Origin of the sequence: Deinococcus misasensis DSM 22328, assembly GCF_000745915.1 — a bacterium.
GTDB classification, from domain to species: domain Bacteria; phylum Deinococcota; class Deinococci; order Deinococcales; family Deinococcaceae; genus Deinococcus_C; species Deinococcus_C misasensis.
The window spans coordinates 1-24,899 of record NZ_JQKG01000054.1; the positions used below are offsets into that span (position 1 = coordinate 1).

Genomic DNA, 24,899 nt, shown 5'->3' on the forward strand with positions numbered 1-24,899 from the left:
CTCCCGTTTACTTCGCTGCCTTGATGGTGTTCATTGCCTGGTACGTGCTCTACAAAACCCCCTACGGCCTGAGGATCCGCGCCACCGGAGAGCACCCCAAAGCCGCTGCCTCCATGGGTGTGAATGTGTACCGCATCCGATACAGTGCCGTGATCATCTCAGGTATGCTGGCAGGTACAGCAGGTGTGTTCCTCTCGATTGGCTTTTTGAACAGCTTCACCCGCAACCTGTCCGCAGGGATCGGGTTCATTGCCTTGGCTGCCTTGATCTTCGGGAAGTGGACCCCTCTGGGAACACTGGGTGCGACCTTGCTGTTCGGATTCTTCAGTGCTCTGGCGATCACGCTGGGGGGAGCAGACATCTTCCCGAGCAGCATTGTGCAGACGTTGCCGTTCATCTTCACGATCATTGCGCTGGCCCTCACCGGTAAAGGAACCGCGCCGAAAGCCGTGGGCAAGCCTTACGACGGCTGATCTTCCCCAACAAGTGCATTTTGAGCATTTTCAAAAAGTCCGCTCTGGCGGGCTTTTTTGTGTTCCACCTGACGGATGAAGATGGGGTTCGTGGGTCTTATCACAAATTTGATGCAAAACCACCTAAAATAGAAACTTGGGATGAACAGTTTAGGCGAACACTTGAAAAGGGCCAGACTGAACACCAATTTAGATCTGGTGGACCTTGCGGAACGCACCAAAATCCGCTCTGAATATCTGCTTGCGCTCGAAAACATGCAATTCGACGCACTTCCCGAGAGACTTTTCACCCGTGCTTACCTGCAACGGTATGCCACAGAACTGGGTCTGGACCCAGAGCCTTTGCTTCAACAGTACGATCAGCTCTACCCACCTGTAGAGATCAAAATGAACGTGTCCATGTCCGGGCAGCCCGAGCGGATGTTTCCGTGGGGGTTGGTCACCAGTCTGCTGAGTGTTTTTGTGGTGCTCGGGGGACTGGGATGGTGGATGTATGCCGCTTGGCTGGCAGGCCCCAACATGGCACAGCAAGAAGCCGTTCAGGAAGAACAACCTGTCCAGACGGCAGCCACCATCCAATTCAGCCTCAGCAGTTCTCCTGCGGGGGCCAAAGTGTATCTGGACAACGGTCTGGTGGGGATCACCCCCATCAAAGCGTTCCCGGTGACCCGCAAACCCGAGGCAGAGTTGCGTGTTGAACTGGATGGTTACATCATCCACCAGCAGAAAGTCAGCCTTGCTGGCAATTCCAATCTGGCGGTGGCCCTTACCCAGAGGCCACTTCCTGACCTGAAAATTCAGGCGGAGGTGATTCAGGAGGCAGCCCCCAAAACCACCCAAAAACCAGCAGTCAAAACGCCCAAGGCCAGCACAGCAACCAAACCGGCGCAAACCAAAACCATCGAAGTGGCCGCCGAAGAAGAACCCACAGTGGCCGAAGTCATCCGTGGGGTGCAGTTGCGGTTTGAAGGGCGCAGTTGGACCCGTGTCAAAGACACCCAGGGCAAAGTGATTTACGAAGGAACCCCTGCCAGAGGAGAGAAACTGTCTTTTGCAGAGCCGGTGGTGATTCGCACGGGCTCTGCTGGAATGGTGTGGGTGCAACTCGCAGATGGTTCGGAAGAACCGATGGGGCAGGTGGGAAGCGTGGTCGAACGGGCCTTTCCCTGATTTGCCCTCTTGATTTGCACAGGCATCTGGTGTCCAAAATGACCGGTTGACACAGCAAGGAATGTTAAGCTGAAGCATGACCAATGCTTTTCTGGAGGTGTGGCGCAACCCCTGGGTCAGGGTGGCTGTGTTTGCACTGAGCATCTACCTGTTTTTTCAATTCTTGCAGACCATCACCAGCGTGATTCTGGTGTTTCTGTTCGCCTACTTGATTGCTTACCTCTTCAACCCCATGCTGGACTGGCTGCAAAAAAGGCGGGTGCGGCGTGGGGTGGGGATCTTGCTGGTGATTTTGCTGCTGGTGGCTTTTGTGGTGCTGGGGATTTTCATCCTGATTGCGGTGGTCAACCAGCTCACTTCATTTGCCCAGCAACTTCCCCAGCTCATTGAATCGGGGGGCACCTTTTTCAGAGGATTGCTCAAGCGGTTCAATGACTTTGAGCAGGTTCCTTGGATTGCCCAGTATTCAGACCAGTTGGGCGAGATGTGGCAACGCAATGTTTCCACGTTGTCTCAGAATGCTTTGAAGTTTTTTCAGGGTTTGTTGCAACAATCCGGAACTTTTCTGGGCAATTTCGCCAACTCGGTGCTGCAAGGGGTTTTCATTCTGATCCTGTCCATTTACCTGATGTCCGATTACCACCGGGTGAACCAGACCCTCTTGAAAATTTTTCCTGAGCGCTGGCAGCCCAAAGTGCTGGAACTCAGTGCGCAGGTGAACACCGCCATTGGGGGTTACCTGAGGGGCCAGATCACCATTGCCACCATTGTGGGTTCGATTGTGGGGATTGGGCTGGCCATCATTGGGGTGCCTTCTGCACTGGCGCTTGGGTTCATTGCAGGTTTGTTCAACATCATCCCTTATCTGGGGGTGATCATTGCCATTGTGCCGACCATTTTGCTGGCCCTGTCGGTGAACTGGGTGACAGCGGTGCTGTCGGTGGTGGTGTTCATTGTGGCCAACCAGCTGGAAGGGAATGTGTTCTCTCCGATGATTCTGGGTCGCACCACCAATTTGCACCCTGCCACGGTGTTGCTCAGCATTCTGGTGGGCGTCACCGTTCTGGGCATCTGGGGGGCTTTGCTGGCTGTTCCTCTGGTGGCTCTGGGCAAACTGCTGATGCAAAACTACTACTACACCAGTCGCTTTTACCGTTCGACCGAGGCAAGAATTTTGCGTCCTGAGGACTCCAAAATTTCCAGCTGACGGCCATCTGGATCCAGCACAAAGAACATCCGCTTTCCTGAGGGGGAGCGGGTGATTTCTCTTGAAAAAACCACTCCCTGTTCTTTCAGACGGTCATGGATCCCATCAAAGTCATCCACAATGAAAGCGATGTGTTCCATCCAGTTGGCAGGTTGGGTGGGAAAAGGTCCTTCTGCTGGCTGAAAAAACTGCAAGGTGCCCCCTTCGAATTGCAGCACCACACGCCGCAGTTTTTCCTCTGGATGGGTCTCGTCTTTGGTGATCTGGCCTTCCAGCAGCAGGTAAAAAGCCATCAATCGGTCTGCATCGGTGGTGATGAAAGAAACGTGTTTGAGCATGCTTTCACTTTACCTTGCCTTGAAAATGCTTTTGGCTTTCAAGGAATTTTTAGACCAAGTACTGAAAGTTTTTTCAGATTTATGGACCATCCAAAAACAAGATGTGCTGCACAAACAATCCTTTGACTGATTTTTTCATGACTGTTCGCTCAAGACCTGTGGCTTGACCGGATATTGTGCACACCCAATACTGGAAAAAGTTTCACACAGTTTCAAAACCAGGAGCCGACATGAAAAACAATGTCACCATCAATGCGGTGGCCCGTGAAGCTGGGGTGTCCATCAGCACGGTGTCAAGGGTGCTCAATGGCACAGCCAGTGTGGTCCCCGAGAAGCGCATCAAAGTGGAAGATGCCATGCTGAAGCTCGGCTACCGCACCCAACTGGTGGCGAGTCACCGCAGCACCAGCAAACTGAAAAGCATTGGCGTGATGTTGCAGGACCTCACCAGCACCTATTACACCCATGCCATCTCGGGCATTGAGCAGGCGTTGCAGGACACCGGGCACCATCCGGTGTTCATCAGTGGACACTGGAACCCCACTACCGAGCAAGAAGCCCTTGAAATCCTGCTGGACCGTCAGGTGGCCGGTTTGATTGTGATTGGCGGTTACCTCTCCGAAGACCACCTGCGCACCCTGGTTCGCCAGATCCCCACGGTGATTCTGGACCGCAGGGTGAAAGGTCTGGAAAAGCAGTGCATCCCCATGAACAACACCCTCGGGGCTTACATGGCCACCCGGCACCTGCTGGACCTCGGCCACCGCCAGATTGCCCATGTGACCGGAATGGCCGGAAATCAGGACGCTCTGGAACGCCTGAATGGATACCGTCAGGCCCTGCAAGACGCAGGTGTGCCTTTCGATCCCAATCTGGTGATTCAAGGGGATTTTCGAGAACTCTCTGGCATTCTGGCTGTCGAGATCCTGCTCAGCCGCAATGTGCAGTTTTCAGCGATCTTCTGTGCCAACGACCAGATGGCTTATGGGGTGCGCCTTGCCCTGTTCAGAAAAGGCATCCGTGTGCCACAAGACATTTCTCTGGTCGGCTTCGATGACATTGCCGGGTCGGACTACATCACCCCGCCCCTCACCACCATCCGTCACCCGATCTTTGAAATGGGTTTTGCTGCAGGAAAAGGCCTCCTGAAAGTGCTGTCTCAGCAACCTTTCCCGCATTTCCCCGAGTTTGCGCCCGCTCTGGTGGTGCGTGAATCCACCACCATGCTGTTCAAACCCCGCCACCAGCCTCAAAAACGTTTTGATTTTTGATGGCTGATCCCCATTGAAAAGAAGGAGAAACCGTGAGCAGAGTGCCCGTCCCCACGCATCCCCGCTTCATCGAATCGTTTCATCCCGATCCTGCCTCTTGCCAGATGGCCAGACGCATCCAGTCGTCCTACGCGGAAGTCATCACCCGCATGGATGTACAACCCGAGTTCTCCACCCAGAGGGCCGGTCTGTGCGTGTACTACAACAGCAACAACTGGGCTTTCCTGCATGCCACCCATCAGCAAGGCATCGGAAAATGCCTGAAACTCCAGTGGGCCGAGCATGGCCGCCCCCATGACATGCCCCTCGTGCTGCAGATGCCCGGCAATGGAACGGTGCACCTCGGGGTGCGTTTCGCTTATGGTTACCTGCAGTTTTATGTGTCCATGGATGGATTCACCTGGCGCACGTTTGGCGACGCCCTGCGCGACACGGTGCTGACCTCCACCTCTGGCACCTTCACCATGCTGTGTGCACAGGACCTCTCTGGAGCCGCTTTTCCTGCCCGTTTCGTTTTGCGCAGCGAACAGGAGTACCGTGCCCCTGAGACCCAGAGGGGCGCGCAGGGGTTCATGCTTCAACCCTTTCCTTATGTGCGTTCCAGAGCGCAGGCGGTCTCCCTCAACCGTCAATTTCTGCTCTGAACACATTCTGCTCTGGGCGGGTACACAGGGTCAGCCTAAAGTCTGACTTTTGACATGTCATCGGAAAAAGCGTTCAGCCCTCAGCTTTCAGCGAAAAGATTGCCCAGAGGCCTCTGCTTTCAACAGCAAAAAACAAAAACAACAAGTGAAAACCACTCAGATTGTAAGGTCAAAAGGCAGCAAGCAAACTTTCCTGCTGGCTGAACGCTGATCGCTGACGGCTGATGGCTCTTTGGGTGGGCATTGCCCGACAGCGACTCTGCGTTGACCTTGGGAGGGTACATTCGTCCATACCTGTGGATGTGGCTTTTGTCCTATCATGTCGGTCAGGCTTGAACCGGTGAAACCATTTGCGAGCCATTTCACCCTGCAAGGTTCAGCGTTCCAGTACAAATGAAAAGGTCGCCCGTGCTTTGTGGCACAAGGCCCTGAAAGGACCCACATGTCAGAACAAAAACCCCAGGCTCCGGCCCGCCCCAGAATGATGGTGGACCTTGACCCCAGCGGTCAGTTGAGTCAGAAAGAACCTGACCGTCAAAACCGCCAGTTCCTCAATTACGCTTTCTACAAGCTGTCTCCAGAGTTTCGTCGCCTCAGCAAGCCCGAGCGCGATGAAATCCGTGCCGAGTTTGAAGCTGCCGTTGAAAAGTGGCTGGATGCCCCTGCAGAAAAAGGCCGCATTCTGCGCACCTACTCTCTGGTGGGCACCCGTTCTGAGGTGGATTTCATGCTCTGGCGCATTGCCTTTGATGTGCGCGATTTCAACGAAGCCCAGAGCCTCCTGAACCAGACCCGCCTGATGGGCTACCTGACCCAGCCTTACAACTTCATTTCCATGCAGAAGCGCAGCCAGTATGTGAACCGCGTGGAAGGCAGCGGTCACGGTCTGGAACTCCTGCCCGGTGAAGGCACCTACCTGTTTGTGTACCCCTTCGTGAAAACCCGTGCATGGTACGACCTCAGCCCACACGCCCGTCAGGGCATGATGGACGAGCACATCTATGCCTCCAACCCTTTCAAAGGGATTCGCCTGAACACCAGTTACTCTTACGGCATCGACGATCAGGAGTTTGTGGTGGCCTTTGACAGCGACTACCCTCAGGAGTTTGTGGATCTGGTGACCCGTTTGCGCCACACCGAGGCCAGCATGTACACCCTCACCGACACCCCGATGTTCACCTGCATCAAAAAGGACCTCAAAGGTCTGCTTCAAGACCTTGGTTGATCCGGGCTGAAACAAAAAACATCAAACCAGAGGCTGCCATTTGGGCAGCCTTTTTCATTGTTCCATTTTTGCTGACCCATTTTCCCAATCCCACCAGATCGGCTATGCTGGAAGCCATCAGGAGGAAGTGCCATGAAACTGATTACAGCCATCATCCGTCCCGACCGCCTCGGGATGGTGAAAGAAGCCCTCTTTCGGGTGGGGGTGACCGGAATCAGCCTCTCCAAAGTCAGTGGTCACGGTGGAGAGAAAGAAATCATCGAGCATTACCGTGGCACGCAGGTGCGTATGGAGTTCCACGAAAAAGTGCACCTGCAGATTGCGGTCAGTGAGCCTTTCGTGGATGTGACGGTGAACGCCATCTTGCAAAGTGCCCGCACCGGAGAAGTGGGCGATGGCAAGATTTTTGTGCAACCTCTGGAACGGGTGATCCGCATCCGTACAGGCGAACAGGATTCAGATGCCCTCACCCCGGTCAACCAGCCCGAGACCACTGCGCAAGCCCTCAAAAAACGTTCGTGAACTTCTGGGTTTGATGTGTGCTGTACAGCACTGGTTTTGCATTTTTGTGACTCCCATTTTATGGCATTTGACAGAACAAGAGGCTGTCTGGTGGAGGTTTTTGAAGGAGGAGGATTCATCTGAATCCTCCTCCTTCACTGTTAAACGCAGCAGGGGTCGCTTTTTCATTCAGTTGACATGATGTGCATTCTTGTGACGTTTTGTGTTGGGGTTGCTGGTCCACTTGGGAGTCTAACCGCTCTCAGGTATTCTTCTCAGATGTAAATAGGTCATTACACCATTTCTATGTAAGGGTTTTCCCTTATAATTTAACCTGCTCATGTCCTGTACAGGTTTTTCATGATGCTTGATCTGGTCAAAGCATCATGAAAGTGCTTCTGAAAAACGGATTTGCCTGAACATGTGATTTTCCAAGAACAAAAACAGTTAACAATTGTTTACAATCTGAGGAAAATGACGGTTCACTGAAAGCCGGTCAGAAATCCTTCATGGTTCTGACGGGTCTATGCCTTTGAACTGTCTTTTGGCCTTCTGACAAGAAGATGGAGGTTCACTGAAAAGACAATCCAATCGCTCAAAATCCAACTGTCCTGCATCAGCCTGAAAGATCAGGGTGATGTTTTTGAAATCTGAGGACCTCTCAATACTCTGGAGCCACACATGCAACACCCCAAAAGCAAAAACAACCTGCAGCAAGACCCCAAGGTCATGCTGACTGAAGCGAAAGAAAAAACCAAGTATGTCCGTCCCACCCTGTCGTCTCAAGGGAAATGGCAGATTTTGACTTTGGGCCTCTCCTTTATTCCTGCTTGAGGTAAACATGTCAAAGAAAAATTGGGGCGCGACCATGCTCCTTTCCATGATGTTGGTGTCTTGCTGGCAACAAACCAGCACGCCAAAACCACCGGTTCAGCCCACTCAGAAGAGCAATGTGTTCCGCATTCAATTTCAGGATGTCGGTGAAAAGACCCTCAAAAGCAGCATCAGTGGATTCAAGCAAACCACCAAAGGCATTCAACCTGCGGCCATTGATGAAATTTCAGATTCCCTGTCTTTCCAGCATGTTTCCAGTGAAGTCTTCACCGTTGAATCTGCCGGAGAGCGCTACGTCAAAGTCAGATACCGGGTCACCAACAACACCGGAAAAGCCATTGAGAACCTGACTTTCTTGCCTTTTGACACCGACGATGCAGATGCAGATCCGGGCAACAACCCCACCCCTCCCACCATTGGAGACACCGCCTTCGATCGGATTTCCCTGTTTGATGGCAGCCAGGTCCCTGCACTGGCCACAGTCATGGAAACCACCCGTGGCCGGATCTACGACGTGGATGCAGATGCAGCAGTTGTCGAGACCGCAGCCACCCCTTACCTGACCGGTCTGGATGTGGGAGGCGTCACCCCCATTGTGCCTGCGGGTCTGGTGAACGGTGGGGTTCAATCAGAAGGCTGGCAGAAACCGGGCATCATTCCCATTGGGGGCTCAGCGGTGTTCACCTTTGCTGTGAAACACCCCCTGCAAACCCCCCGCAAAAACAACCCTTACGGGTTCAGCATCATGGTGGTTTACGCCGAAGACCCATCCACCAGTGGCATCACCAAAATCAACACCATTCAAGGCAGCACCCCCTCTGGAGATGCAGCAAGCCCAGAGGACGGAAACACCGTCACTGTGGACGCTGTAGTCACTTCAGACTTGCAGGGTGCGGGCCAGTTGGGTGGTTTTTACCTGCAAGAACAAACCGCAGACCAGGATGCCGATGCGACCACCTCAGAAGGCATTTTTGTGGCCAACACTTCAAATGCCGTCAATCAGGGAGACCGCGTTCGCCTGACTGGAACGGTGGAAGAAGTGAACGGGGAAACCCGCCTCACCAATGTGACCAGCCTGATCGTGATGGCCACCGGCCAGAGCCTGCCCACTCCGGCCAGCATCACCCTGTCCACCAGTGGTGTGAACCTTGAGCAGTACGAAGGCATGCGGGTGTCCACCAGTGGGACCGTCACCGACAACAGCTTGCTCGGGCGCGGAGGTCTGGTCACCATTGCCGATAACAACCTGCTGGCATTCACACAGGACAACGCTCCAGATGCCACTGGATACGCTGCTTACCTCTCTGGGACAGCTGCACGCACACTGATCGTGGACGATGGTTCAACCACCGAGCATCCGGCCAGCATCGTTTTTGGTCGCGACAACAATCCGCTGACCGCTGGAAACACCCTCCGGGTCGGAGATGGGGCCACCGTGACCGGAGTGCTGGGTTATGGCAGCTCTGGCTGGACCGGAACAGATGCTTACCGCCTTCATGCAACAGCAGCATCTGCCACCTTTGCTGGCGGACCCCGCAGGGTTGCCCCCACCAGCAGCGATCTGGGAAACCCCGAGCTCAAAGTGGTCACTTTTGACCTGAACGGTTTCTTCAACGGAGATGGAGCCGGCAACAACTTCACTTCCGAAGGGGCCAGCAATGCCTCTGAGCTGACCCGCCAACTGGACAAACTGGTGGAAGCCCTGCAAGATCTGGATGCAGATGTGGTTGCCCTGCAAGGTCTGGAAAACGATTATGCAGACAGCACACCTGCCATCAAGACCCTGGTGGATGCCCTGAACGCAGCCATCGGCAGCCCTGCCTATGCCTACATTGATCCCGGTGCCAACCTGGGCAGCCAGAGCACGGCTGTGGGTCTGATTTACCGGACGGCTGCCGTGACCCCTCGGGGCAGTTTCAGTGTGCTGGACAACACCGACAATGCTGCCTACAACGAGGCCCGCAACCACCCTGCACTGGCACAGACTTTCCGCACCACGGGTCTGGGCACCTTCACTGCTGTGGCTGTGGAGCTTGAAGGCCGTGATGCTGCCTGCGGTGGAGGGGCCGATGACACCACCACCGGACAGGGCAACTGCAATGGGGTTCGGAACACCGGAGCCCAGATCCTGATGGATTGGGTTGCCACCGACCCCACCGCTTCAGGTGACACCGATGTGGTCTTGCTCGGAAACTTCAATGCCTTCCTGAAAGAAGACCCCATCAACACCATCATCAACGGTGCAGACGATGCCAATGGCACGTCTGATGATTACCTTCAAATTTGGGACCCTCTGGATTACACTGCCGTGCTGAATGGACAGCGTGGAACCCTGGATTACGCGTTCATCAGCCCCAGTTTGCAGGCCCAATTGAAAGGGACCAGCATCTGGAACATCAACGCGGCAGAACCCAGTGTGCTGGATTACAACACCGAGAACAAAACAGCAGCCCAGTTGACGGACCTCTATGACATCAACCCCTACCGCTCCAGTGCCCATGATCCTGTGGTGGTGGGCCTGACCCTCGGTGCCACCAACGTGAATCCCACCGACATCACCTTGACCCCGAGCAGCATTGCTGAAAACAACGCTGCCAGTGCCACGGTGGGTGCGCTGGGTGCAGCAGATCCCAACACCGGAGACACCTTCACTTACACGCTGGTCTCGGGTGCAGGCGACACCGACAACGCCAGTTTCAGCATCTCTGGAACTGACCTGAAACTGACCCCGAGTGCCAACTTTGAAACCAAATCCAGCTATTCGGTGCGTGTGCGTGTCACCGATCAGGGTGGCCTCACTTACGAAGAAGCCCTGACCGTCACGGTCACCGATGTGAACGAGGCCCCCACCACCCTGAGCCTCACGGGTGGAACCATCAATGAGAACCTCGCTGCAGGTGCCTCTGCAGGCACATTCAGCACCAACGATCCCGATGCAGGCGAAACCATCACCTACACGCTGGTCAGTGGCACCGGAGACACCGACAATGCCAGTTTCACCATTGTGGGCGATGATTTGCGCAATGCTGCGACCTTTGACTTTGAAACCAAGTCCAGTTACAGCATCCGGGTGCGTGCCACCGACAGCGACAACCACACGGTGGAACAGCAGTTCACCATCACCGTCAACGATGTGTTTGAAAACGGTGCGCCCACCGACATCACCCTGACCCCGAGCAGCATTGCTGAAAACAACGCCGTCAATGCCACGGTGGGTGCTCTGGGTGCTGTGGATCCCAACATTGGAGACACCTTCACTTACACGCTGGTTTCGGGTGCAGGTGACACTGACAATGCCGATTTTGACATCACAAGCAGCAACCTGATCCTCAAACCCAGCGCCAACTTTGAAGTCAAATCCAGCTATTCGGTGCGTGTGCGTGTGGAAGACCAGAACGGCGCTGCCTTCGAGAAAGCCCTGACGGTCACGGTCAACAATGTCAACGAAGATCCCACCGACCTCGGCATCAGCAGCGACACCATTGCTGAAAACAGCAGTGCTGGCAGCACTGTGGGCACGTTCAGCACCACCGATGTGGACAGTGGAGACACCTTCACCTACAGTCTGGTTTCTGGGACGGGCAGCACCGACAACGCCAGCTTCAGCATCTCTGGGAACAGCCTGACCATCAGTGCTTCACCCAATTTTGAAGTCAAGTCCAGTTACAGCATCCGGGTTCGCACCACCGATGCTGGAGGCAAAACCTTCGAGAAAGCCTTCACCATCAATGTTTCCAACGTCAATGAGGCCCCCACGGCCCTTTCCCTGACTGGAAACAGCGTTGCAGAAAACCAGTCCTCTGGAACGGCAGTGGACAGTTTCAGCACCACCGATGTGGATGCCAGTGACACCTTCACTTACAGTCTGGTGACTGGCTCTGGTGATACCGACAACGCCAGCTTCCAGATTGTGGGCGGACAGCTGCAAACCGCAGCCAGCTTCAACTTTGAAACCAAATCCAGTTACAGCATCCGGGTTCGCACCACCGACGCAGGAGGCCTCTTCACCGAGAACACCTTCACCGTCAATGTCACCAACGTCAACGAAGCCCCCACGGCCCTTTCCTTGAGTGCCAGCAGCATCAATGAAAATGTGGCAGGCAACAGCACCGTGGGCAGTTTCAGCACCACCGATGTGGACAGTGGAGACACCTTCACTTACACCCTGGTGTCTGGCTCTGGCAGCACCGACAATGCCAGCTTCAACATCTCTGGGAACAGCCTCAGGATCACCAACTCTCCCAACTTTGAAGTCAAATCCAGTTACAGCATCCGGGTTCGCACCACCGATGCTGGAGGCCTCTTCACCGAAGATGCCTACACCATCAGCATCAACGACCTGAACGAAGCTCCAGTGGCCTCAGACGATTCAGGCTTCAAAACAGTGGGCAACGTGGTGCTGGATGCAGCTGGTGCTTTCAGTGGTATTGCAGAAGTGAGCATGACCGGAAACATCGATTCCAACGATTCTGATCCTGACACCAACCCTGCATTCAACACCCTCTCGGTGGTTGCTGAAACCAAAGGCACAACCCAGGGCGGTTCGGTCACCATCAATGCCGATGGATCGTTCGTGTACACCCCGGACGATGGCGACACAGGCATCACCGACAGCTTTGATTACACCATCACCGACGGCACCAACAACGACACAGGCACCGTGAGCATCGAACTCTCTGGCCGGGTCTGGTTTGTGCGCAACAACGCTCCAGCCAACGGTCTGGGACGTTCAAGCGATCCTTTTGACACCCTCCTTGAAGCCCAGACGGCTTCTGCTGCCAACGACACCATCTATGTGCTGAATGGAGATGGCGCCTCCACTGGCCACACGGCAGGCATTGCCCTCAAAACCGGCCAGAGGTTGATTGGTGAAGGTGCCGGTCTGGCCCATGGAGACATCGCAAACACTTCGGTGCTCAGCACTGACTTTGTCGGACATGCCTCAGGCACCCAGCCCACCCTCAGCAACGCCCTCAACTTCGATGTGGTGACTGGAAACAACGTGGGAAGTGTGATCATCAAAGGCCTGAAGATCACGGCTCAGGGCTCAGGGGATGGCATCCAGATCGACAGCAACACAGGCACCAACACCACCACCCTCAGCAACCTCACGGTCAATGCAGGAACCTCAGGCAGTGGCGTTGTGCTGAACAACACAGCAGCCAACATCCACAATGTGGCCCTCACCAACCTGACGGTCACAGGCGGTTCTGGCAGCGGAATTGTCCTCAATGAAACCGCAGGTTCTCTGAATGTGACGGCTTTTGATGACCTCACCGTCAGCGGAGCCAGCACCGGAACAGGCATCACCGCCACCAACGCGAACTTCAACAGCATCAGCAATGCCACGGTGTCTGTTGGAGCCAGTGGAAATGGCACCGGAACCCAAGGGGTTCTGCTGGACGGCAGCACCGGCACACTGGGTTTTGATACCCTGAATGTGTACAACGATGCTGGCACAGGTCTGAAAGCCAACAATGCCTCGCTCAACCTGACGGTCAGTGGAGGCAACATTGAATCCACCGGTGGACCTGCTGTGGACATCAGCAACGCACCCAGCAACCTGACGTTCACGACCGTCAAGAGCACCAACTCCACGTCCACCGGGGTTTCGCTCTCTGGAGCAAGCACCTCCACCAACATGTCTTTCAGTGCGGGCAGCGGTTCTGCCATCTCGGGTGCAGATGGACATGCGTTCTTTGTGAACAGTGGCACCGGAAACATCAGTTATGGTGGGACCATCAACAAGACAGATGGCACAGGCGGCACCAACGCTGTGCGCATCACCAGCCGCAATGCTGGAACAGCCAGCACCATCAGCTTTACCGGCAGCATCACAGACAGTGTCCAGGACACCACCGGTGGTGTCTATCTGGACGACAACGATCAGGCCACCATCAACTTCTCTGGTCAGATCACGGCAAACACCCAGAGCCAACCTGCCTTTACCGCCATCAACGGTGGTACGGTCAGCGCCAGTGACACCACCAGCACCCTGACCACCAGCACCGGAACTGCCCTGAACGTGCAGAACACCGGCATTGGAAGCAACAACCTGAAGTTCCAGAGCATTTCCAGCAACGGATCGGTCAACGGGATTTATGTCAGTGGCACAGGCAATGCAGGCAGCCTGTCTGTTCTGGGAACAGGCTCTGCCAATTCTGGCGGGACCATCCAAAGCACCACTGGACATGCCATTCACCTGAGAGACACCCAGAGCCCCAGCCTTGCCTACATGTTGATTCAAAACATTGCAGGCAGTGGCATCAAAGGGGACAGCAATGTTCGTGGATTCACCCTGTCAAACAGCACCATCAACAACACAGGAACAGGTCTGGCCGTTGGAGATTCCAACATTCACTTTGGGGTTCCCTCCACACCCACCACCACCGAGAAAAACATCTCGGGTACTGTGTCCATCACCAACAACACCCTGACCAATGCCTACTATCACGGCATTGACATCAGCAACTACGACGGCACGCTCGATCAGGTGACCATCACCGGCAACACCATCACCAGCAGCACCAGCAACGTGAATTCCAAAGGCAGTGGCATCCAGCTGATTGCCAATGCTGGATCTGCAGTGAAAGCCACGGTCACCAGAGCCACCCTCTCCAACAACACCATCAGCAATTTCCCCTCTGGAGCAGGGATCTTTGTCAAAGGAGAAAATGCCACAGGAAGTGCTCAGGTGGTCAGTTTGGGTGATCCAAGCAGCCCCACCAACGTGATCACGATCTCTGGCAACACCATCAGGGGACAGAGTTCTGCCAACCCCATCAACACCAATGCCATCATCACCTCCTTGGGCAGCACCAACAGCGGAGCCAGAGCAAGAGGTCGATTTGAGATCACAGGCAACGGTACAGCTGCAAACCCCATCACCAATGTGCGGGGGAATGTCATCACCCACACCACCGACAATTACGCCGATGCTGTGGTCAACGTGAAAAACAACTACATTGTGGCCAACCAGACCAGTGCGATTGGGGCCAGAGGCATCACCATCACCTGTTCTGCACTGAGCAACGTCGCCGCCACAGGCACCATGACCACAGAAATCTCTGGAAACACTGTCAGTCAGACGGAAGGCAGTGGCATTGCCCTGAGGGTTGCAGATTCCAATTGCAACACCAACGGCAAAATTCAAAACAACACTGTGGGTGCACCGACCTCTGGTGCTGCCACCTACGGCATCCGGGTTGAATCAGGAAACAGCACTGCAGGCGTCAACACCACCCTTTGTTTGAACATCTCTGGAAACACCAGTGCTGGTTTCGGTGCTGCCACCGGGATTGGCCTGCGCAAACAGGGCACCACCCTGGGCGTGAACACCTTTGGCATTCATGGGCTGACCCCCAGCCCGACCAACACTCCAGAGACCTATGTGGACACCCAGAACCCTGCTGGAGGCACCACCCAGCGGATTTCAGGTGGTAACTTTGTGAGCTGCAGCAATCCTTGACCTTCGTTCCAGAGGAGTTCCAATTCAGGAGCTCCTCTTCTTTGTGCTTTTTTCATGCTGTTCGGAAGTTTTTTGCATCTCAGGGTTGTCCTAAACAGTTTCTTCAGAAACTGGTAGGTAAGGAGGAGTACCGCATGGCCGAGCCGTTTTTGTCGGAAATTCGCATCATGAGCTTCAATTTTGCTCCCAAGGGGTGGGCGTTGTGCAATGGGCAATTGTTGCCCATCAACCAGAACCAGGCCTTGTTTTCACTGTTGGGGACCACATATGGAGGCAATGGGCAGACCAACTTTGCCTTGCCCAACTTGCGTGGGAAGGTGCCCATTCACCAGGGCAGTGGTTTCACCTTGGGTGAGTCAGCTGGGCAGGAAAACCACACCATCACCCAGACTGAAATGCCGCAGCACATGCATGTCCTGATGTCCAACAACAACACTTTGGGGAACAATATTCCAGGAAACACTGCCGTTCTGTCCCAGTCCTCAGGTGCTTTCCTTTATGGAGGAGCAGCCAATCTGGTGGCCATGGCACCCCAGGCGGTCGGGACTGTTGGAGGCTCCCAAGCCCACCCCAACATGCAGCCATACTTGACTTTGAACTTTTGCATTGCCCTGCAGGGCATTTTTCCCAGCCAGAGCTGATCGGAGGACGTATGGCACAACCTTATGTTGGAGAAATTCGGATGTTTGCAGGCAACTTTGCGCCTGTGGGATGGATGTTGTGTGATGGTCAACTGTTGCCCATCTCAGAATACGAAACCCTGTTTCAACTGATTGGAACCACCTATGGAGGGGATGGAGAATCCACTTTTGCCCTTCCCAACTTGCAGAGTCGCATTCCCATTCACATGGGCACAGGAAGTTTTGGAACCACCTATCAGCTTGGAGAAATGGGCGGGGTGGAAAGTGTGACCCTGACCACCCAGCAGATTCCTGCTCACACCCACGCTTTGCTGGCCACTGCTTCCACAGCCACCCTGTCCAGTCCAGCTGGACAGGTGCTTGCGCCTTCAGTGGATGGCAGTGTGCTGGGTTACGGGACCGACAATCCAGTGTCTCCTCTGGCTGCAGGCAGCATCACGCCGGTGGGTGGAAACCAACCGCATGAGAACACCCAGCCTTTCTTGTGCATCAATTACATCATTTCGATGTTCGGCATTTTCCCATCCCCCACCTGAGGAGACAGAACATGGCAGATCCTTTTGTTGCAGAAATTCGCATCTTTCCCTTCTACTTTGCTCCCACTGGCTGGGCTTTCTGTAATGGGCAAATCCTTCCCATTTCTCAGAACACGGCCCTTTTCTCTTTGCTGGGAACCACTTATGGCGGAGATGGCAAATCCACCTTTGCCCTTCCTGATTTGCAGGGCAGTGCAGCCATGCATCCTGGGCAGGGACAGGGACTCTCCCTTCGTGATCTGGGAGAGATCGGTGGAGCCCAGTATGTCACTTTGTTGCAAACTGAAATGCCTGCGCACAGCCACACCCTCAGTGCCTCTCTGGGAGAAGCCACTGAACGTGCACCTGCTGGTCAGATGCCTGCTTCAGGGGTGGGCGTCGGCCTGTTCAGTGTCAGTTCTGCAAACAGCATGATGGCTTTTGAAGGCCTTGCTCCTGCGGGTGGCTCTATGCCCCACAACAACATGCAGCCCTACCTCACCCTGAATTTTTGCATTGCTCTGCAAGGCGTGTATCCTTCCAGAGGCTGAGTTCTCTTTTTCTGGCAGGCGTGAATTTCACGCCTGTTTTTGTTAGGTTGGAGCCATGACCCTGACTGAAAACCTTCCAGTTGTGCTTCGCACTGTCATCCAGCAGGATTATCCGATGCTCTTTCAGATTTATGCCAGCACCCGTGACGATGTGATGCAGGTGGGCTGGACCGATGAGCAGAAGCATGCTTTTCTGGTTCAGCAATTCACTGCACAGGACAGCCAGTACCGCGAACATTATCAGGGGGCTGACTTTCTGGTCATTGAACTTCAGGGGCAGACCATTGGTCGCCTTTACTTGCACCGCACCCGCAAAGAACACCGCCTGATGGAAGTCACCTTGTTGCCCCAGTACCGCAATCAAGGTCTGGGCACAGCCCTGATGCATGCACTGATGGAACAGGCAGACGCAGCAGGTTTGCCCCTCACCTTGCATGTGGAGCAATTCAATCCTGCTTACCAGATGTACCAGCGTCTGGGATTTCAGGATGTGGAACAGAGAGGCATGTACATGTTCATGGAGCGTCCTGCACCTCAGCAGCAGGATTGAATTTCAGCAAAAGCAGCCCTGCTCAAAACCTTGCAGGGCTGCTTTTCATGTCAGATCAGGTGAAAATCACTTCAAAGACCGTCCCTCTGGCATCAGGTTGCAAGGGGACCATGAACACATCCAGAGGTTCCAGAGCCGCATGGGTGAGGTGGTAAATGCCCTGGGGGACCAGCCGTTTCTGGATGTCCACAAAAATCAGGGAGTAAGGTTTGCGGCCAGAGGTGGGCAGCACATCGCCACCCAACAGGTGGGCTTCTGCCAGTCGAACTTCAAAAGCTTCTTGTGGATTCACCTGCACATGAAAGGTTTCTCCAATCAGGGGTTGAAAGTGTTCAATGGTGAGGGTGCGCAGCATCTCGGTCATCAAAAAATCCTCCGGTTCAGTGGTTCTTTCCCATGATACTGGAGGATTTTGCAACCCATGCTTCACTCGTTGAACACAGAAGCCCTCGCCCCGAGTTGAACCGGAAGGGTGAGGCGTTTGCCGTCCCGTTCCACCTGCAAACGCACCACTTCGCCAATTTGTTTGCGGCGCACCACCCCGATCAGTTCATCGAAGTTGCGCACACGGGTGCCATCGATGGCCAGAATGTAATCGGCTTTGAGCACCTGTTCGGTGGACCCGTCGTTCATGCGGACATTTTCAGAACGCTCTGGACGCAAACCTGCTTTTTCTGCAGGGCTGTTTTGCTGGACTCCGCCCACCCGCACGCCCGGATCAAAGGAAGAGGCATGAATGGAAGACCGCACCCCGAGCACTGGCACGTCTCGCTTGACCCCAGAGTAAAGCTCTCCCAGCACTTTCTGTTCCTGATTCATGGGAACGGCGTAAGCGGTGCGGCTCTCGTCTTCATAAATGCGGATGTAACTGATCACACCCACCACCTGCCCCTTGGCATTGACCACGGGGCCACCAGAGTCACCGGGGGCAATTGGGGCCTGCATTTCCATGGTGCCCGGTGGGAAGTCTGCTCTGGAAGCAGCCACATCCAGATCGATCACTTTGCCGACCCGGCGTTGCAGGAAGTCTCCGCCACTGTTGCCCACCGCCAGGATGGAATCTCCAACATTGGGATGGGTGGCGGCCAGAGGCAAAAAGTTGGGTTTGTCGATGCGGACTTTCAGCAGGGCCAGATCGGTGTTGTTGTCGAACCCCACCACATCTGCAGTGAAGCGCCTTGCATTGGGAAGCACCACCCGGACCTGTTCACGGAATTCCACCACGTGGTAAGCGGTCAGGGCATAGCCTTCTTCATCAATGAAAAAGCCTGTACCAATGACCACCCCATCCGAGGCGTCCCGTTCGATTTTGAAACTGGAGGCCCGAACTGTGCGGAACAGTTGATCTTCCTGACTGCCGCTTTGCAGCACCACAGGCTCTGGAGGTTTGACAAACGTTTCTTGTATCTGCTGGGTGGCTTTGGGAAACACCAGCAGCAGAATGCCAATCAGAACCACAAAGGTGAGGCAGCCTTTCATTAGTCTTCAGTATAAAGTCTGTCCATGACAGAAACCGTTGTGAACATTAAGATTCATGTGCAGTTTGGCCAACAAAGGTTTCATGTTTTTGTGGACCTCGACCAGAGGGTATAGTTTGGGCATGGCTTACTGGCTTCTGAAAAGTGAACCGGACGTTTTCGGCTACCCTGACCTTGAGCGTGTGCAAAAGGAACCGTGGAATGGGGTGCGCAACTATCAGGCGCGCAACCACCTGCGTTCCATGCAGGAAGGGGATCTGGCCTTTTTTTACCACTCCAACAGCAACCCCTCGGGCATTGCAGGAATCTGCAAAATTGCCCGGTCTGCCTACCCAGACAACCTGCAATTTGATCCAGAGAGCAAATACTTTGACCCCAAGAGCACTTCTGAAAACCCGAGGTGGAGCATGGTGGATGTGGTGCCTGTACGTGCTTTGCCCTTGCTTTCTCTGGAAACCCTGAGAAGTTTGCCTGAACTCTCAGACATGCTCCTGCTCAGAAAAGGCAACCGCCTGTCGGTCATGCCTGTGACTGAAGCAGAGTGGAAAGCCATTCTGGACCATGTCGATTCAATTTCAGCCCCTGCAACCTGAGCATCTGGCGTTGCTGCATGGCTGGCTTCAGAAAGCCCATGTTCGGGCTTTCTGGGACGATGGAGCACGCACGTTGCAGGACGTGCAAAGCCATTATTTTGCTCTGGATTGGGATGTGGACCCTTACCTCATCGTGTGGCAAGAGGAGCCCATTGGCTACATTCAGGCTTATCCTGTCACACCAGAGCATCCTTTTGCCCTCCATGCTCGGGGCACCACCTGGGGCATGGACCTGTTCATTGGAGAGGAAGACAGGTTGGGGCGAGGGCTCGGAGTGCAGGCCGTACAGGCTTTTGTGCACTTGCTGGAACACAAGTATGGAGCCAGCCGGATTTTGATTGATCCAGCCATCCACAATTCCCGAGCCATCCACATCTACCAGAAGGCTGGTTTTCAGGTGGTGGCAGAGATGTCTGTCATGGGAGAAAACCTTTTGCTGCACAGTAAAGACGTCTGATTTTGCGAATCAGAAGCTCAGGGGTACACTGTTTGGGTATGACGCAGACCCTCCTTGAGCAAGTCCTTTTCCCTTTGAATGACGAAATCGGCAGCGTGGCACTGGTCCAGCATGTCGGTGATGACAAAAGCGTGGTCAACGCTGCGCGGGTCTCCTTTGGCGGAGACAACACCCTGCCTTTCGACGAAAAAGACGCCAAACTGATCCGTTACCTGCTCAAGCACGAACACGGCAGCCCTTTTGAGCACAACAGTCTGACTTTCAAAATCGTTGCCCCGATCTTCGTGATCCGCCAGTGGATGCGCCACCGGGTTGGGGTGTCTTACAACGAAATCTCTGGCCGCTACGTGGAAGTGCTTGAGCAGTTCTACACCCCCGAGAAGTTCCGCCAGCAAGCCAAATCCAACCGTCAGGCCAGCATCGAGGCCACCGACAGTCTGGATCAGGAGCAGGCCCATCAGGTCTGGGAAAACGCATGGAAGCAGGCGTTTCAGGCGTATCAGGACCTGCTTGCTCTGGGCGTGACCCGCGAGCAGGCCAGAGGCGTGTTGCCCCTGACCATGTACTCCGAGTTCTATTTCACCTGCAACCTGCGTTCCCTGTTTCACTTTCTGACCCTGCGTGACCACCCCGGAGCCCAGTGGGAAACCCAGATGTATGCCCGTGCTCTGGCCCAACTGGCTGAGCCCCTGTTCCCCTCCAGCTTCGAAGCATGGCGCTCCCTGCACAACCACGCCTGAATATAGGGAAAACCCTCAAACTGCAAGTGTGCATCCTTACCCCACGACCCCGTGGGGTTTTTTAGAATGGGTGCATGCCTGAAACGTCCACCACCGAAGAAGCCTCCTCTCCAAGTGGCCTGAGGCAATCCTTTGAGGTCCTCAGAGACGCAGTGCAGGCGTTTTCTGCCGACAATGTGCCCCGCATGGGGGCAGCTCTGGCTTACCACACCATTTTCACCATCGGTCCCCTCTTGATTCTGGCGGTCGGTCTGGCCGGGCTTTTTCTGGAAGCCGAAAGCATCAAACAGAACATATACAATCAGGCCTCCGAAAACTTCGGTTCCAATTTTGCAGGGAGTGTGCGCAGTGTGCTGGACCTCACCAGTCAAGCGGGTTTGCCTGCCACCATTTCTGGGGTGGTGATCCTGCTCTGGACGGCCTCCAACTTCTTTGTGCAGCTTCAGGATGCTCTGAACACCATCTGGGACACCAAACCCAAGACCCTCGACATTTTGCATCTGGTGGTGGGCCGTCTGATGTCTGCCATTCTGGCCATCGTGATGGGCCTCTTGACGGTGGCGTTCCTGACCGCCAACGTGTATGTCACAGGTTTTGCTGCAGAGCACCTCGGGGTGGTGCCTTATGCCACGGTTTTGCTGAAACTGGGCAGCATCCTGCTCAGCATTCTGGTGTTCACCTTGCTGTTCGGGGTGTTGTACCGCTTTTTGCCCAGCATTCGGTTGTCGTGGCAGGATGTGAGTTTTGGTGCAGGCATCACCGCCATTTTGTTTGTGCTTGGTCAATACGGCATTGGACAGTACATCGCCCATTTCTCGCCGGCCAGCACGTTTGGTGCAGCAGGCACTTTGGTGGTGTTCATGCTCTGGGTGTACTTCAGTGCCCAACTGTTCTTTTTTGGAGCGGAAGTCACCTGGGCCTACAGCAACAAATACGGAACCCTCGCTGCCAAAACCGCCGCCCGAAAAGCCCGAGAAAAGCTGCTGGAACCTGAAGTGCCAGAGCCTGTCCACGCAGAGATCCCACCCATCAGTCGTGCCACCTTCAGTGTGGCAGGCTTTCTGGGAGGGGTGGTGGTGATGCTGTTTGCACTGCCTGCTGCTCTGGTGTTTGGAGCGGGTCAAGTTTTTCGCAGAATCAAAAGGAAACCCCGTTCTGCAAGACTTCCCAGAGATTTGTAGTCCATCTTGCAAAACGTTTGAAAGCAGGATGTGAGCATTGAGGAACTTTTCAAAAATGCACACCGTAAGATAAGACATGTTCAGCAACTTTCTTGCACGGCTCGGCGTGGGTGCCACGCAGATTGACACCCAACTCAACAAAAACAGCTTCTACCCCGGCGAAATGGCCGAAGGACAGGTCGTGGTCAAAGGGGGCAGCACCGCACAGGAAATCGAATACCTGAAATTGCAGGTGTGCAGCCAGTACAAAAGCGACGACAGCACCGTGGTCACCGTGCTCGGAGAAACCGTGGTTTCCCAGCGTTTCACCGTGCAACCCGGTCAGACCCTGACTTTCCCTGTGCAGGTCCAGATTCCCTATCACACCCCCCTCAGCTACTACAACACCCCCGTCTGGCTGTACACCGCTGCTGCCATTTCCGCAGCCGTGGACCCCAAAGACAACGACCGTCTGAACATCGCTCCCAATCCCCTGCAGGCTGCTGTCCTGGAGGCCCTCACCCAGCTCGGGTTCCACCTGCGTGCTTCCCAGTACGAGTACGAAGGCCACAAGTACCACCGGGCCATTCAGGAGCTGGAATTCAGCCCCGGTCCAGAGTTCAGGGGCCGCATCTCCGAACTGGAAGTGGTGTTCATGCCCGCTGCCGAGCACCTTGATGTGATCATCGAAGTGGACCGCAAAGCCAAAGGGTTTGCCAGCATGTTCGTCAGTGAATTTGAAACCAAAGGCTCCTGGCGCGTCACCCCCAACATGCAGCGCAATCTGGCAGAGCAACTCCGCCAGAAAATCCAGAGCATGATCTGAAGTTCTCACACGCTCCAACCTCCTCTGGCAACAGGGGAGGTTGATGCTTGAGGGGTGATTCGCATCGAATACCGGATTTCTGCGCCTGTTTCTTCGGAAAGCTTGAATGCCCTGTTTGCACTTGCATGGGAAGGCCATGTGCCACATGATTTTTCTCCGATTTTGCAAAGGAGCCTGTGCCATGTGACAGCCCACGCTGGAGACCAACTGGTGGGTTTTGTCAATGTGGCATGGGACGGAGGGGTGCATGCCTTCTTGCTGGACACCACCGTCCACCCAGACTTCCAGAGACAGGGCATCGGTCAAAAACTGGTTGAACAGGCCACCCTGGAAGCCAGAAGGCGTGGATGCCACTGGCTGCACGTGGACTTTGAGGAGCATCTGGAAAGCTTTTACCGGTCTTGCGGATTTCAGTACACGCTGGCAGGTCTGATTTCACTGCAAGAGGAGAACACCTGAAAAGCGCTCTCTGGCTTGATGTGCTCTGGTTTAAACTTTATCCATATGCGCGACCAGAGCTGGATGGACACCTTGTTTCCCAAAAATGCCGAAAGAACCCTGCCATGGCCAGAACTCTCAGAAACCGTCACCTTGTACCGACCTGTGGGGCTTCGGGAATTGGAATTGATTCAGGAGTTGGGTTATCAGGCTTACCCTCCAAGGCTGCCAGACCAGCCGATTTTCTATCCGGTGTTGAATTTTGAATATGCAGAAGAAATCGCCCGAGACTGGAACACCCGCATGAATTCCTTCAGTGGCTTCGTGACGGCTTTTGATGTCCCCTCTGCGTACATCACCCGTTACGAGATCCAGATTGTGGGAGACCGTTACCATCAAGAACTCTGGATTCCTGCCGAAGATCTGGAAGACCTCAACCGGCAGATTCTAGGGACCATTCGGGTGCTCAGTGCCTATTACGGAGAAGCGTTTCAGGAAGAGATCAACCCTGAGACTGGTTTTCCGGTCCAGATCCGCTTGAATCCCTGAAATCAAAAGAGGGGCTTGGATTGCCCCTCTGGTTCAGTCCAAGCCTCACAGAATGATCTGGTTCCCTAGAATCCTGCCAGTCAGCCAGAAACTGCCCTGCACGATGTTACCGGGTTGCAGCTCGGCGTAAAGCAACTCTGGTGGGATCACCACGTCGTATTCCCCGCCAAGGGTTCTCACCACAGCATGCTGGAAGGTTTGGTTCGTGACCGGATTGGTGATGGTGAAGGCATGCAGCACCACCCCGGTCAGCATCCCATAAGGCTGCGCCTGATCCCCAAAAAGACCAGAGGGAATGAAAGACTCCGCAGCAAATGCCACCCCTTGCCCTTGTGACCCGTGGTAATGCGCCTCATCAGAAAACACCTGCACCTCATGGGCAAAGGCAGCCATCTGCACCCGGTGGATGCTGGGCAGCAGCATCCGGGCATGGACCAGAAAATCCGGACAATCAAACAGCACCGGATAATCCCCATCCTCTGGTCCAGATTGTGCTCCTGCCCACGCATAATACGCTCCATCGAGGTCCTCTCTGGGACTCTCGATTTTGCTGGTCAGGCCCATGCTGATTCTGGAACGCCCCGAGAAATGCGGATTCAGGCCCACAAAGTGCCCTTCCTGATCCACCTGACCCCACAACTCGATGCCCTGACCAACATTCCAGAACACGTAATGTCCTTGTGGGATGCTGATGTGCTGGCCCTCTTCAAAAGTCCTCTGGGCCAGCCGGAAAAAATCGTCCTGAGAGGAAACCGGAAATCCGATGGCTTGAAAATGGTTGGTCATATGGTCTCAGGATAGGGGGGAGGTCAGGTTTTTTCGTCTGCCACATGGAGGAGGGGGTTTACGCAGAAGGGCTTAGAAGGGGCCTGCGACCCCGCCGAGGGCCAAGAGCTGAGAGCCGAGGGCAAAAAAGGCTTTGGCTTATTGACCCTTGGGGAATTTGATGAAGTTTTGGACGGTTCAGAGGCCGAAAAACTGCTGGAAAAGTTTGACCCTCTTTTGTTCCCAGGTCCCCATATTCCAGCGGAATAACTGTCCCTCATGAAACATGGCACTTACACCTGACGTCAGCACCAGATCTGCTTCCTCTGTCACAGGTCGGTGGTCCTCAAACCACAGCAATTCCCGATCCAGAAGCAGCGATTCTACCTCCCCCCGGCTGAACGGTGCCAATGGCCAGTCAGCCGCGAAATCAGGATCCTGACCATAACCCCTTACATTGACATAGAGGTTCTCTGCCAGGCCTTCTACAAAGGTGATCTGTAGA

The 24,899-nt window shown here is 54.6% G+C and carries 25 protein-coding genes; 19 read left to right on the forward strand and 6 right to left on the reverse strand.

Annotated features, from left to right (window positions below):
• The 3 genes from Q371_RS20525 to Q371_RS20535 all read left to right on the forward strand — a co-directional run.
• Positions 1 to 473 (forward strand): ABC transporter permease (locus tag Q371_RS20525; RefSeq protein ID WP_034344056.1); only part of this gene is annotated, 473 nt, incomplete at its 5' end.
• A 141-nt stretch (positions 474 to 614) separates the two neighbouring features.
• Entirely contained in the window at positions 615 to 1,643 is a 1,029-nt protein-coding gene (locus Q371_RS20530; RefSeq protein ID WP_034344057.1) for a helix-turn-helix domain-containing protein, read from the forward strand.
• 76 nt (positions 1,644 to 1,719) lie between these two features.
• Complete coding sequence (locus Q371_RS20535) at positions 1,720 to 2,850, forward strand: AI-2E family transporter (protein WP_051964918.1); 1,131 nt, start codon at positions 1,720 to 1,722, stop codon at positions 2,848 to 2,850.
• Here the strand turns inward: Q371_RS20535 and Q371_RS20540 are convergent.
• Positions 2,793 to 3,188 (reverse strand): VOC family protein, encoded by a 396-nt coding sequence (locus tag Q371_RS20540; RefSeq protein WP_034344058.1) that lies wholly within the window; start codon positions 3,186 to 3,188, stop codon positions 2,793 to 2,795. The genes Q371_RS20535 and Q371_RS20540 overlap by 58 nt on opposite strands.
• 230 nt (positions 3,189 to 3,418) lie before the next feature.
• On the opposite strand from Q371_RS20540, the gene Q371_RS20545 reads away from it, so the two are divergent.
• From Q371_RS20545 to Q371_RS20560, 4 genes are all read left to right on the forward strand, one after another.
• A complete protein-coding gene (locus Q371_RS20545) occupies positions 3,419 to 4,459 on the forward strand; it encodes a LacI family DNA-binding transcriptional regulator (RefSeq protein ID WP_034344059.1) in 1,041 nt (346 codons plus the stop codon).
• 32 nt (positions 4,460 to 4,491) lie between these two features.
• Complete coding sequence (locus tag Q371_RS20550) at positions 4,492 to 5,103, forward strand: beta-xylosidase family glycoside hydrolase (protein WP_034344060.1); 612 nt, start codon at positions 4,492 to 4,494, stop codon at positions 5,101 to 5,103.
• Between the two features lie 481 nt (positions 5,104 to 5,584).
• Complete coding sequence (locus tag Q371_RS20555) at positions 5,585 to 6,328, forward strand: chlorite dismutase family protein (RefSeq protein ID WP_034344072.1); 744 nt, start codon at positions 5,585 to 5,587, stop codon at positions 6,326 to 6,328.
• A 132-nt stretch (positions 6,329 to 6,460) separates the two neighbouring features.
• A complete protein-coding gene (locus Q371_RS20560) occupies positions 6,461 to 6,850 on the forward strand; it encodes a P-II family nitrogen regulator (RefSeq protein ID WP_051964920.1) in 390 nt (129 codons plus the stop codon).
• A gap of 486 nt (positions 6,851 to 7,336) precedes the next feature.
• Here the strand turns inward: Q371_RS20560 and Q371_RS27615 are convergent, their stop codons facing one another.
• Entirely contained in the window at positions 7,337 to 7,699 is a 363-nt protein-coding gene (locus Q371_RS27615) for a hypothetical protein (RefSeq protein ID WP_169743896.1), read from the reverse strand.
• A gap of 82 nt (positions 7,700 to 7,781) precedes the next feature.
• On the opposite strand from Q371_RS27615, the gene Q371_RS26130 reads away from it, so the two are divergent.
• The 5 genes from Q371_RS26130 (at position 7,782) to Q371_RS20590 (ending at position 17,388) form a co-directional block, all read left to right on the forward strand.
• A complete protein-coding gene (locus Q371_RS26130) occupies positions 7,782 to 15,131 on the forward strand; it encodes an ExeM/NucH family extracellular endonuclease (RefSeq protein WP_169743897.1) in 7,350 nt (2,449 codons plus the stop codon).
• A gap of 167 nt (positions 15,132 to 15,298) precedes the next feature.
• Positions 15,299 to 15,772 (forward strand): phage tail protein, encoded by a 474-nt coding sequence (locus Q371_RS20575; protein ID WP_245618399.1) that lies wholly within the window; start codon positions 15,299 to 15,301, stop codon positions 15,770 to 15,772.
• Between the two features lie 11 nt (positions 15,773 to 15,783).
• A complete protein-coding gene (locus Q371_RS20580) occupies positions 15,784 to 16,308 on the forward strand; it encodes a phage tail protein (RefSeq protein ID WP_034344062.1) in 525 nt (174 codons plus the stop codon).
• Between the two features lie 11 nt (positions 16,309 to 16,319).
• Positions 16,320 to 16,838: a phage tail protein gene (locus tag Q371_RS20585; protein ID WP_034344063.1), complete on the forward strand. Its 519-nt coding sequence runs from the start codon at positions 16,320 to 16,322 to the stop codon at positions 16,836 to 16,838.
• Positions 16,839 to 16,893: 55 nt separating this feature from the next.
• A complete protein-coding gene (locus tag Q371_RS20590) occupies positions 16,894 to 17,388 on the forward strand; it encodes a GNAT family N-acetyltransferase (RefSeq protein ID WP_034344064.1) in 495 nt (164 codons plus the stop codon).
• 55 nt (positions 17,389 to 17,443) lie between these two features.
• On the opposite strand, the gene Q371_RS20595 is transcribed toward Q371_RS20590, so the two are convergent.
• The gene (locus tag Q371_RS20595) at positions 17,444 to 17,752 is read right to left on the reverse strand and encodes a DUF6916 family protein (protein ID WP_034344065.1); all 309 of its coding nucleotides are present in this window, start codon (positions 17,750 to 17,752) and stop codon (positions 17,444 to 17,446) included.
• Positions 17,753 to 17,814: 62 nt separating this feature from the next.
• A complete protein-coding gene (locus Q371_RS20600; RefSeq protein WP_051964924.1) occupies positions 17,815 to 18,867 on the reverse strand; it encodes a S1C family serine protease in 1,053 nt (350 codons plus the stop codon).
• Positions 18,868 to 18,988: 121 nt separating this feature from the next.
• On the opposite strand from Q371_RS20600, the gene Q371_RS20605 reads away from it, so the two are divergent.
• The 7 genes from Q371_RS20605 (at position 18,989) to Q371_RS20635 (ending at position 23,629) form a co-directional block, all read left to right on the forward strand.
• On the forward strand, positions 18,989 to 19,459 hold the full coding sequence (locus tag Q371_RS20605; protein WP_034344077.1) for an EVE domain-containing protein: 471 nt from the start codon (positions 18,989 to 18,991) through the stop codon (positions 19,457 to 19,459).
• The gene (locus Q371_RS20610; protein WP_034344066.1) at positions 19,428 to 19,916 is read left to right on the forward strand and encodes a GNAT family N-acetyltransferase; all 489 of its coding nucleotides are present in this window, start codon (positions 19,428 to 19,430) and stop codon (positions 19,914 to 19,916) included. Before Q371_RS20605 ends, Q371_RS20610 begins: the two co-directional genes overlap by 32 nt.
• Before the next feature lie 38 nt (positions 19,917 to 19,954).
• Positions 19,955 to 20,656, forward strand: coding sequence for an FAD-dependent thymidylate synthase (thyX, locus tag Q371_RS20615; RefSeq protein ID WP_034344067.1), 702 nt, complete (start codon positions 19,955 to 19,957; stop codon positions 20,654 to 20,656).
• A gap of 74 nt (positions 20,657 to 20,730) precedes the next feature.
• The gene (locus Q371_RS20620; protein WP_051964926.1) at positions 20,731 to 21,837 is read left to right on the forward strand and encodes a YihY/virulence factor BrkB family protein; all 1,107 of its coding nucleotides are present in this window, start codon (positions 20,731 to 20,733) and stop codon (positions 21,835 to 21,837) included.
• Positions 21,838 to 21,913: 76 nt separating this feature from the next.
• A complete protein-coding gene (locus Q371_RS20625) occupies positions 21,914 to 22,642 on the forward strand; it encodes a sporulation protein (protein ID WP_034344068.1) in 729 nt (242 codons plus the stop codon).
• Positions 22,643 to 22,696: 54 nt separating this feature from the next.
• Positions 22,697 to 23,101 carry a GNAT family N-acetyltransferase gene (locus tag Q371_RS20630; protein ID WP_211253870.1) on the forward strand — a complete coding sequence of 135 codons (405 nt, stop codon included), beginning with the start codon at positions 22,697 to 22,699 and terminating at the stop codon, positions 23,099 to 23,101.
• Between the two features lie 45 nt (positions 23,102 to 23,146).
• Positions 23,147 to 23,629, forward strand: a complete 483-nt coding sequence (locus Q371_RS20635; RefSeq protein WP_211253871.1) for a hypothetical protein — start codon at positions 23,147 to 23,149, stop codon at positions 23,627 to 23,629.
• A gap of 45 nt (positions 23,630 to 23,674) precedes the next feature.
• Here the strand turns inward: Q371_RS20635 and Q371_RS20640 are convergent, their stop codons facing one another.
• Both Q371_RS20640 and Q371_RS27620 read right to left on the reverse strand, forming a co-directional pair.
• Positions 23,675 to 24,415, reverse strand: a complete 741-nt coding sequence (locus tag Q371_RS20640; protein ID WP_034344069.1) for a hypothetical protein — start codon at positions 24,413 to 24,415, stop codon at positions 23,675 to 23,677.
• A gap of 177 nt (positions 24,416 to 24,592) precedes the next feature.
• A partial coding sequence (locus tag Q371_RS27620) for a hypothetical protein (RefSeq protein ID WP_034344070.1) occupies positions 24,593 to 24,899 on the reverse strand: 307 nt, incomplete at its 5' end.

Coding starts and splice junctions, on each gene's coding strand:
- Q371_RS20530 (WP_034344057.1), top strand. CDS start 615: ATGAACAGTTTAGGCGAACACTTGAAAAGGGCCAGACTGAACACCAAT.
- Q371_RS20535 (WP_051964918.1), top strand. CDS start 1,720: ATGACCAATGCTTTTCTGGAGGTGTGGCGCAACCCCTGGGTCAGGGTG.
- Q371_RS20540 (WP_034344058.1), bottom strand. CDS start 3,188: ATGCTCAAACACGTTTCTTTCATCACCACCGATGCAGACCGATTGATG.
- Q371_RS20545 (WP_034344059.1), top strand. CDS start 3,419: ATGAAAAACAATGTCACCATCAATGCGGTGGCCCGTGAAGCTGGGGTG.
- Q371_RS20555 (WP_034344072.1), top strand. CDS start 5,585: ATGATGGTGGACCTTGACCCCAGCGGTCAGTTGAGTCAGAAAGAACCT.
- Q371_RS20560 (WP_051964920.1), top strand. CDS start 6,461: ATGAAACTGATTACAGCCATCATCCGTCCCGACCGCCTCGGGATGGTG.
- Q371_RS27615 (WP_169743896.1), bottom strand. CDS start 7,699: ATGGTCGCGCCCCAATTTTTCTTTGACATGTTTACCTCAAGCAGGAAT.
- Q371_RS20575 (WP_245618399.1), top strand. CDS start 15,299: ATGAGCTTCAATTTTGCTCCCAAGGGGTGGGCGTTGTGCAATGGGCAA.
- Q371_RS20580 (WP_034344062.1), top strand. CDS start 15,784: ATGGCACAACCTTATGTTGGAGAAATTCGGATGTTTGCAGGCAACTTT.
- Q371_RS20585 (WP_034344063.1), top strand. CDS start 16,320: ATGGCAGATCCTTTTGTTGCAGAAATTCGCATCTTTCCCTTCTACTTT.
- Q371_RS20590 (WP_034344064.1), top strand. CDS start 16,894: ATGACCCTGACTGAAAACCTTCCAGTTGTGCTTCGCACTGTCATCCAG.
- Q371_RS20595 (WP_034344065.1), bottom strand. CDS start 17,752: ATGACCGAGATGCTGCGCACCCTCACCATTGAACACTTTCAACCCCTG.
- Q371_RS20600 (WP_051964924.1), bottom strand. CDS start 18,867: ATGAAAGGCTGCCTCACCTTTGTGGTTCTGATTGGCATTCTGCTGCTG.
- Q371_RS20605 (WP_034344077.1), top strand. CDS start 18,989: ATGGCTTACTGGCTTCTGAAAAGTGAACCGGACGTTTTCGGCTACCCT.
- Q371_RS20610 (WP_034344066.1), top strand. CDS start 19,428: ATGTCGATTCAATTTCAGCCCCTGCAACCTGAGCATCTGGCGTTGCTG.
- thyX (WP_034344067.1), top strand. CDS start 19,955: ATGACGCAGACCCTCCTTGAGCAAGTCCTTTTCCCTTTGAATGACGAA.
- Q371_RS20620 (WP_051964926.1), top strand. CDS start 20,731: ATGCCTGAAACGTCCACCACCGAAGAAGCCTCCTCTCCAAGTGGCCTG.
- Q371_RS20625 (WP_034344068.1), top strand. CDS start 21,914: ATGTTCAGCAACTTTCTTGCACGGCTCGGCGTGGGTGCCACGCAGATT.
- Q371_RS20635 (WP_211253871.1), top strand. CDS start 23,147: ATGCGCGACCAGAGCTGGATGGACACCTTGTTTCCCAAAAATGCCGAA.
- Q371_RS20640 (WP_034344069.1), bottom strand. CDS start 24,415: ATGACCAACCATTTTCAAGCCATCGGATTTCCGGTTTCCTCTCAGGAC.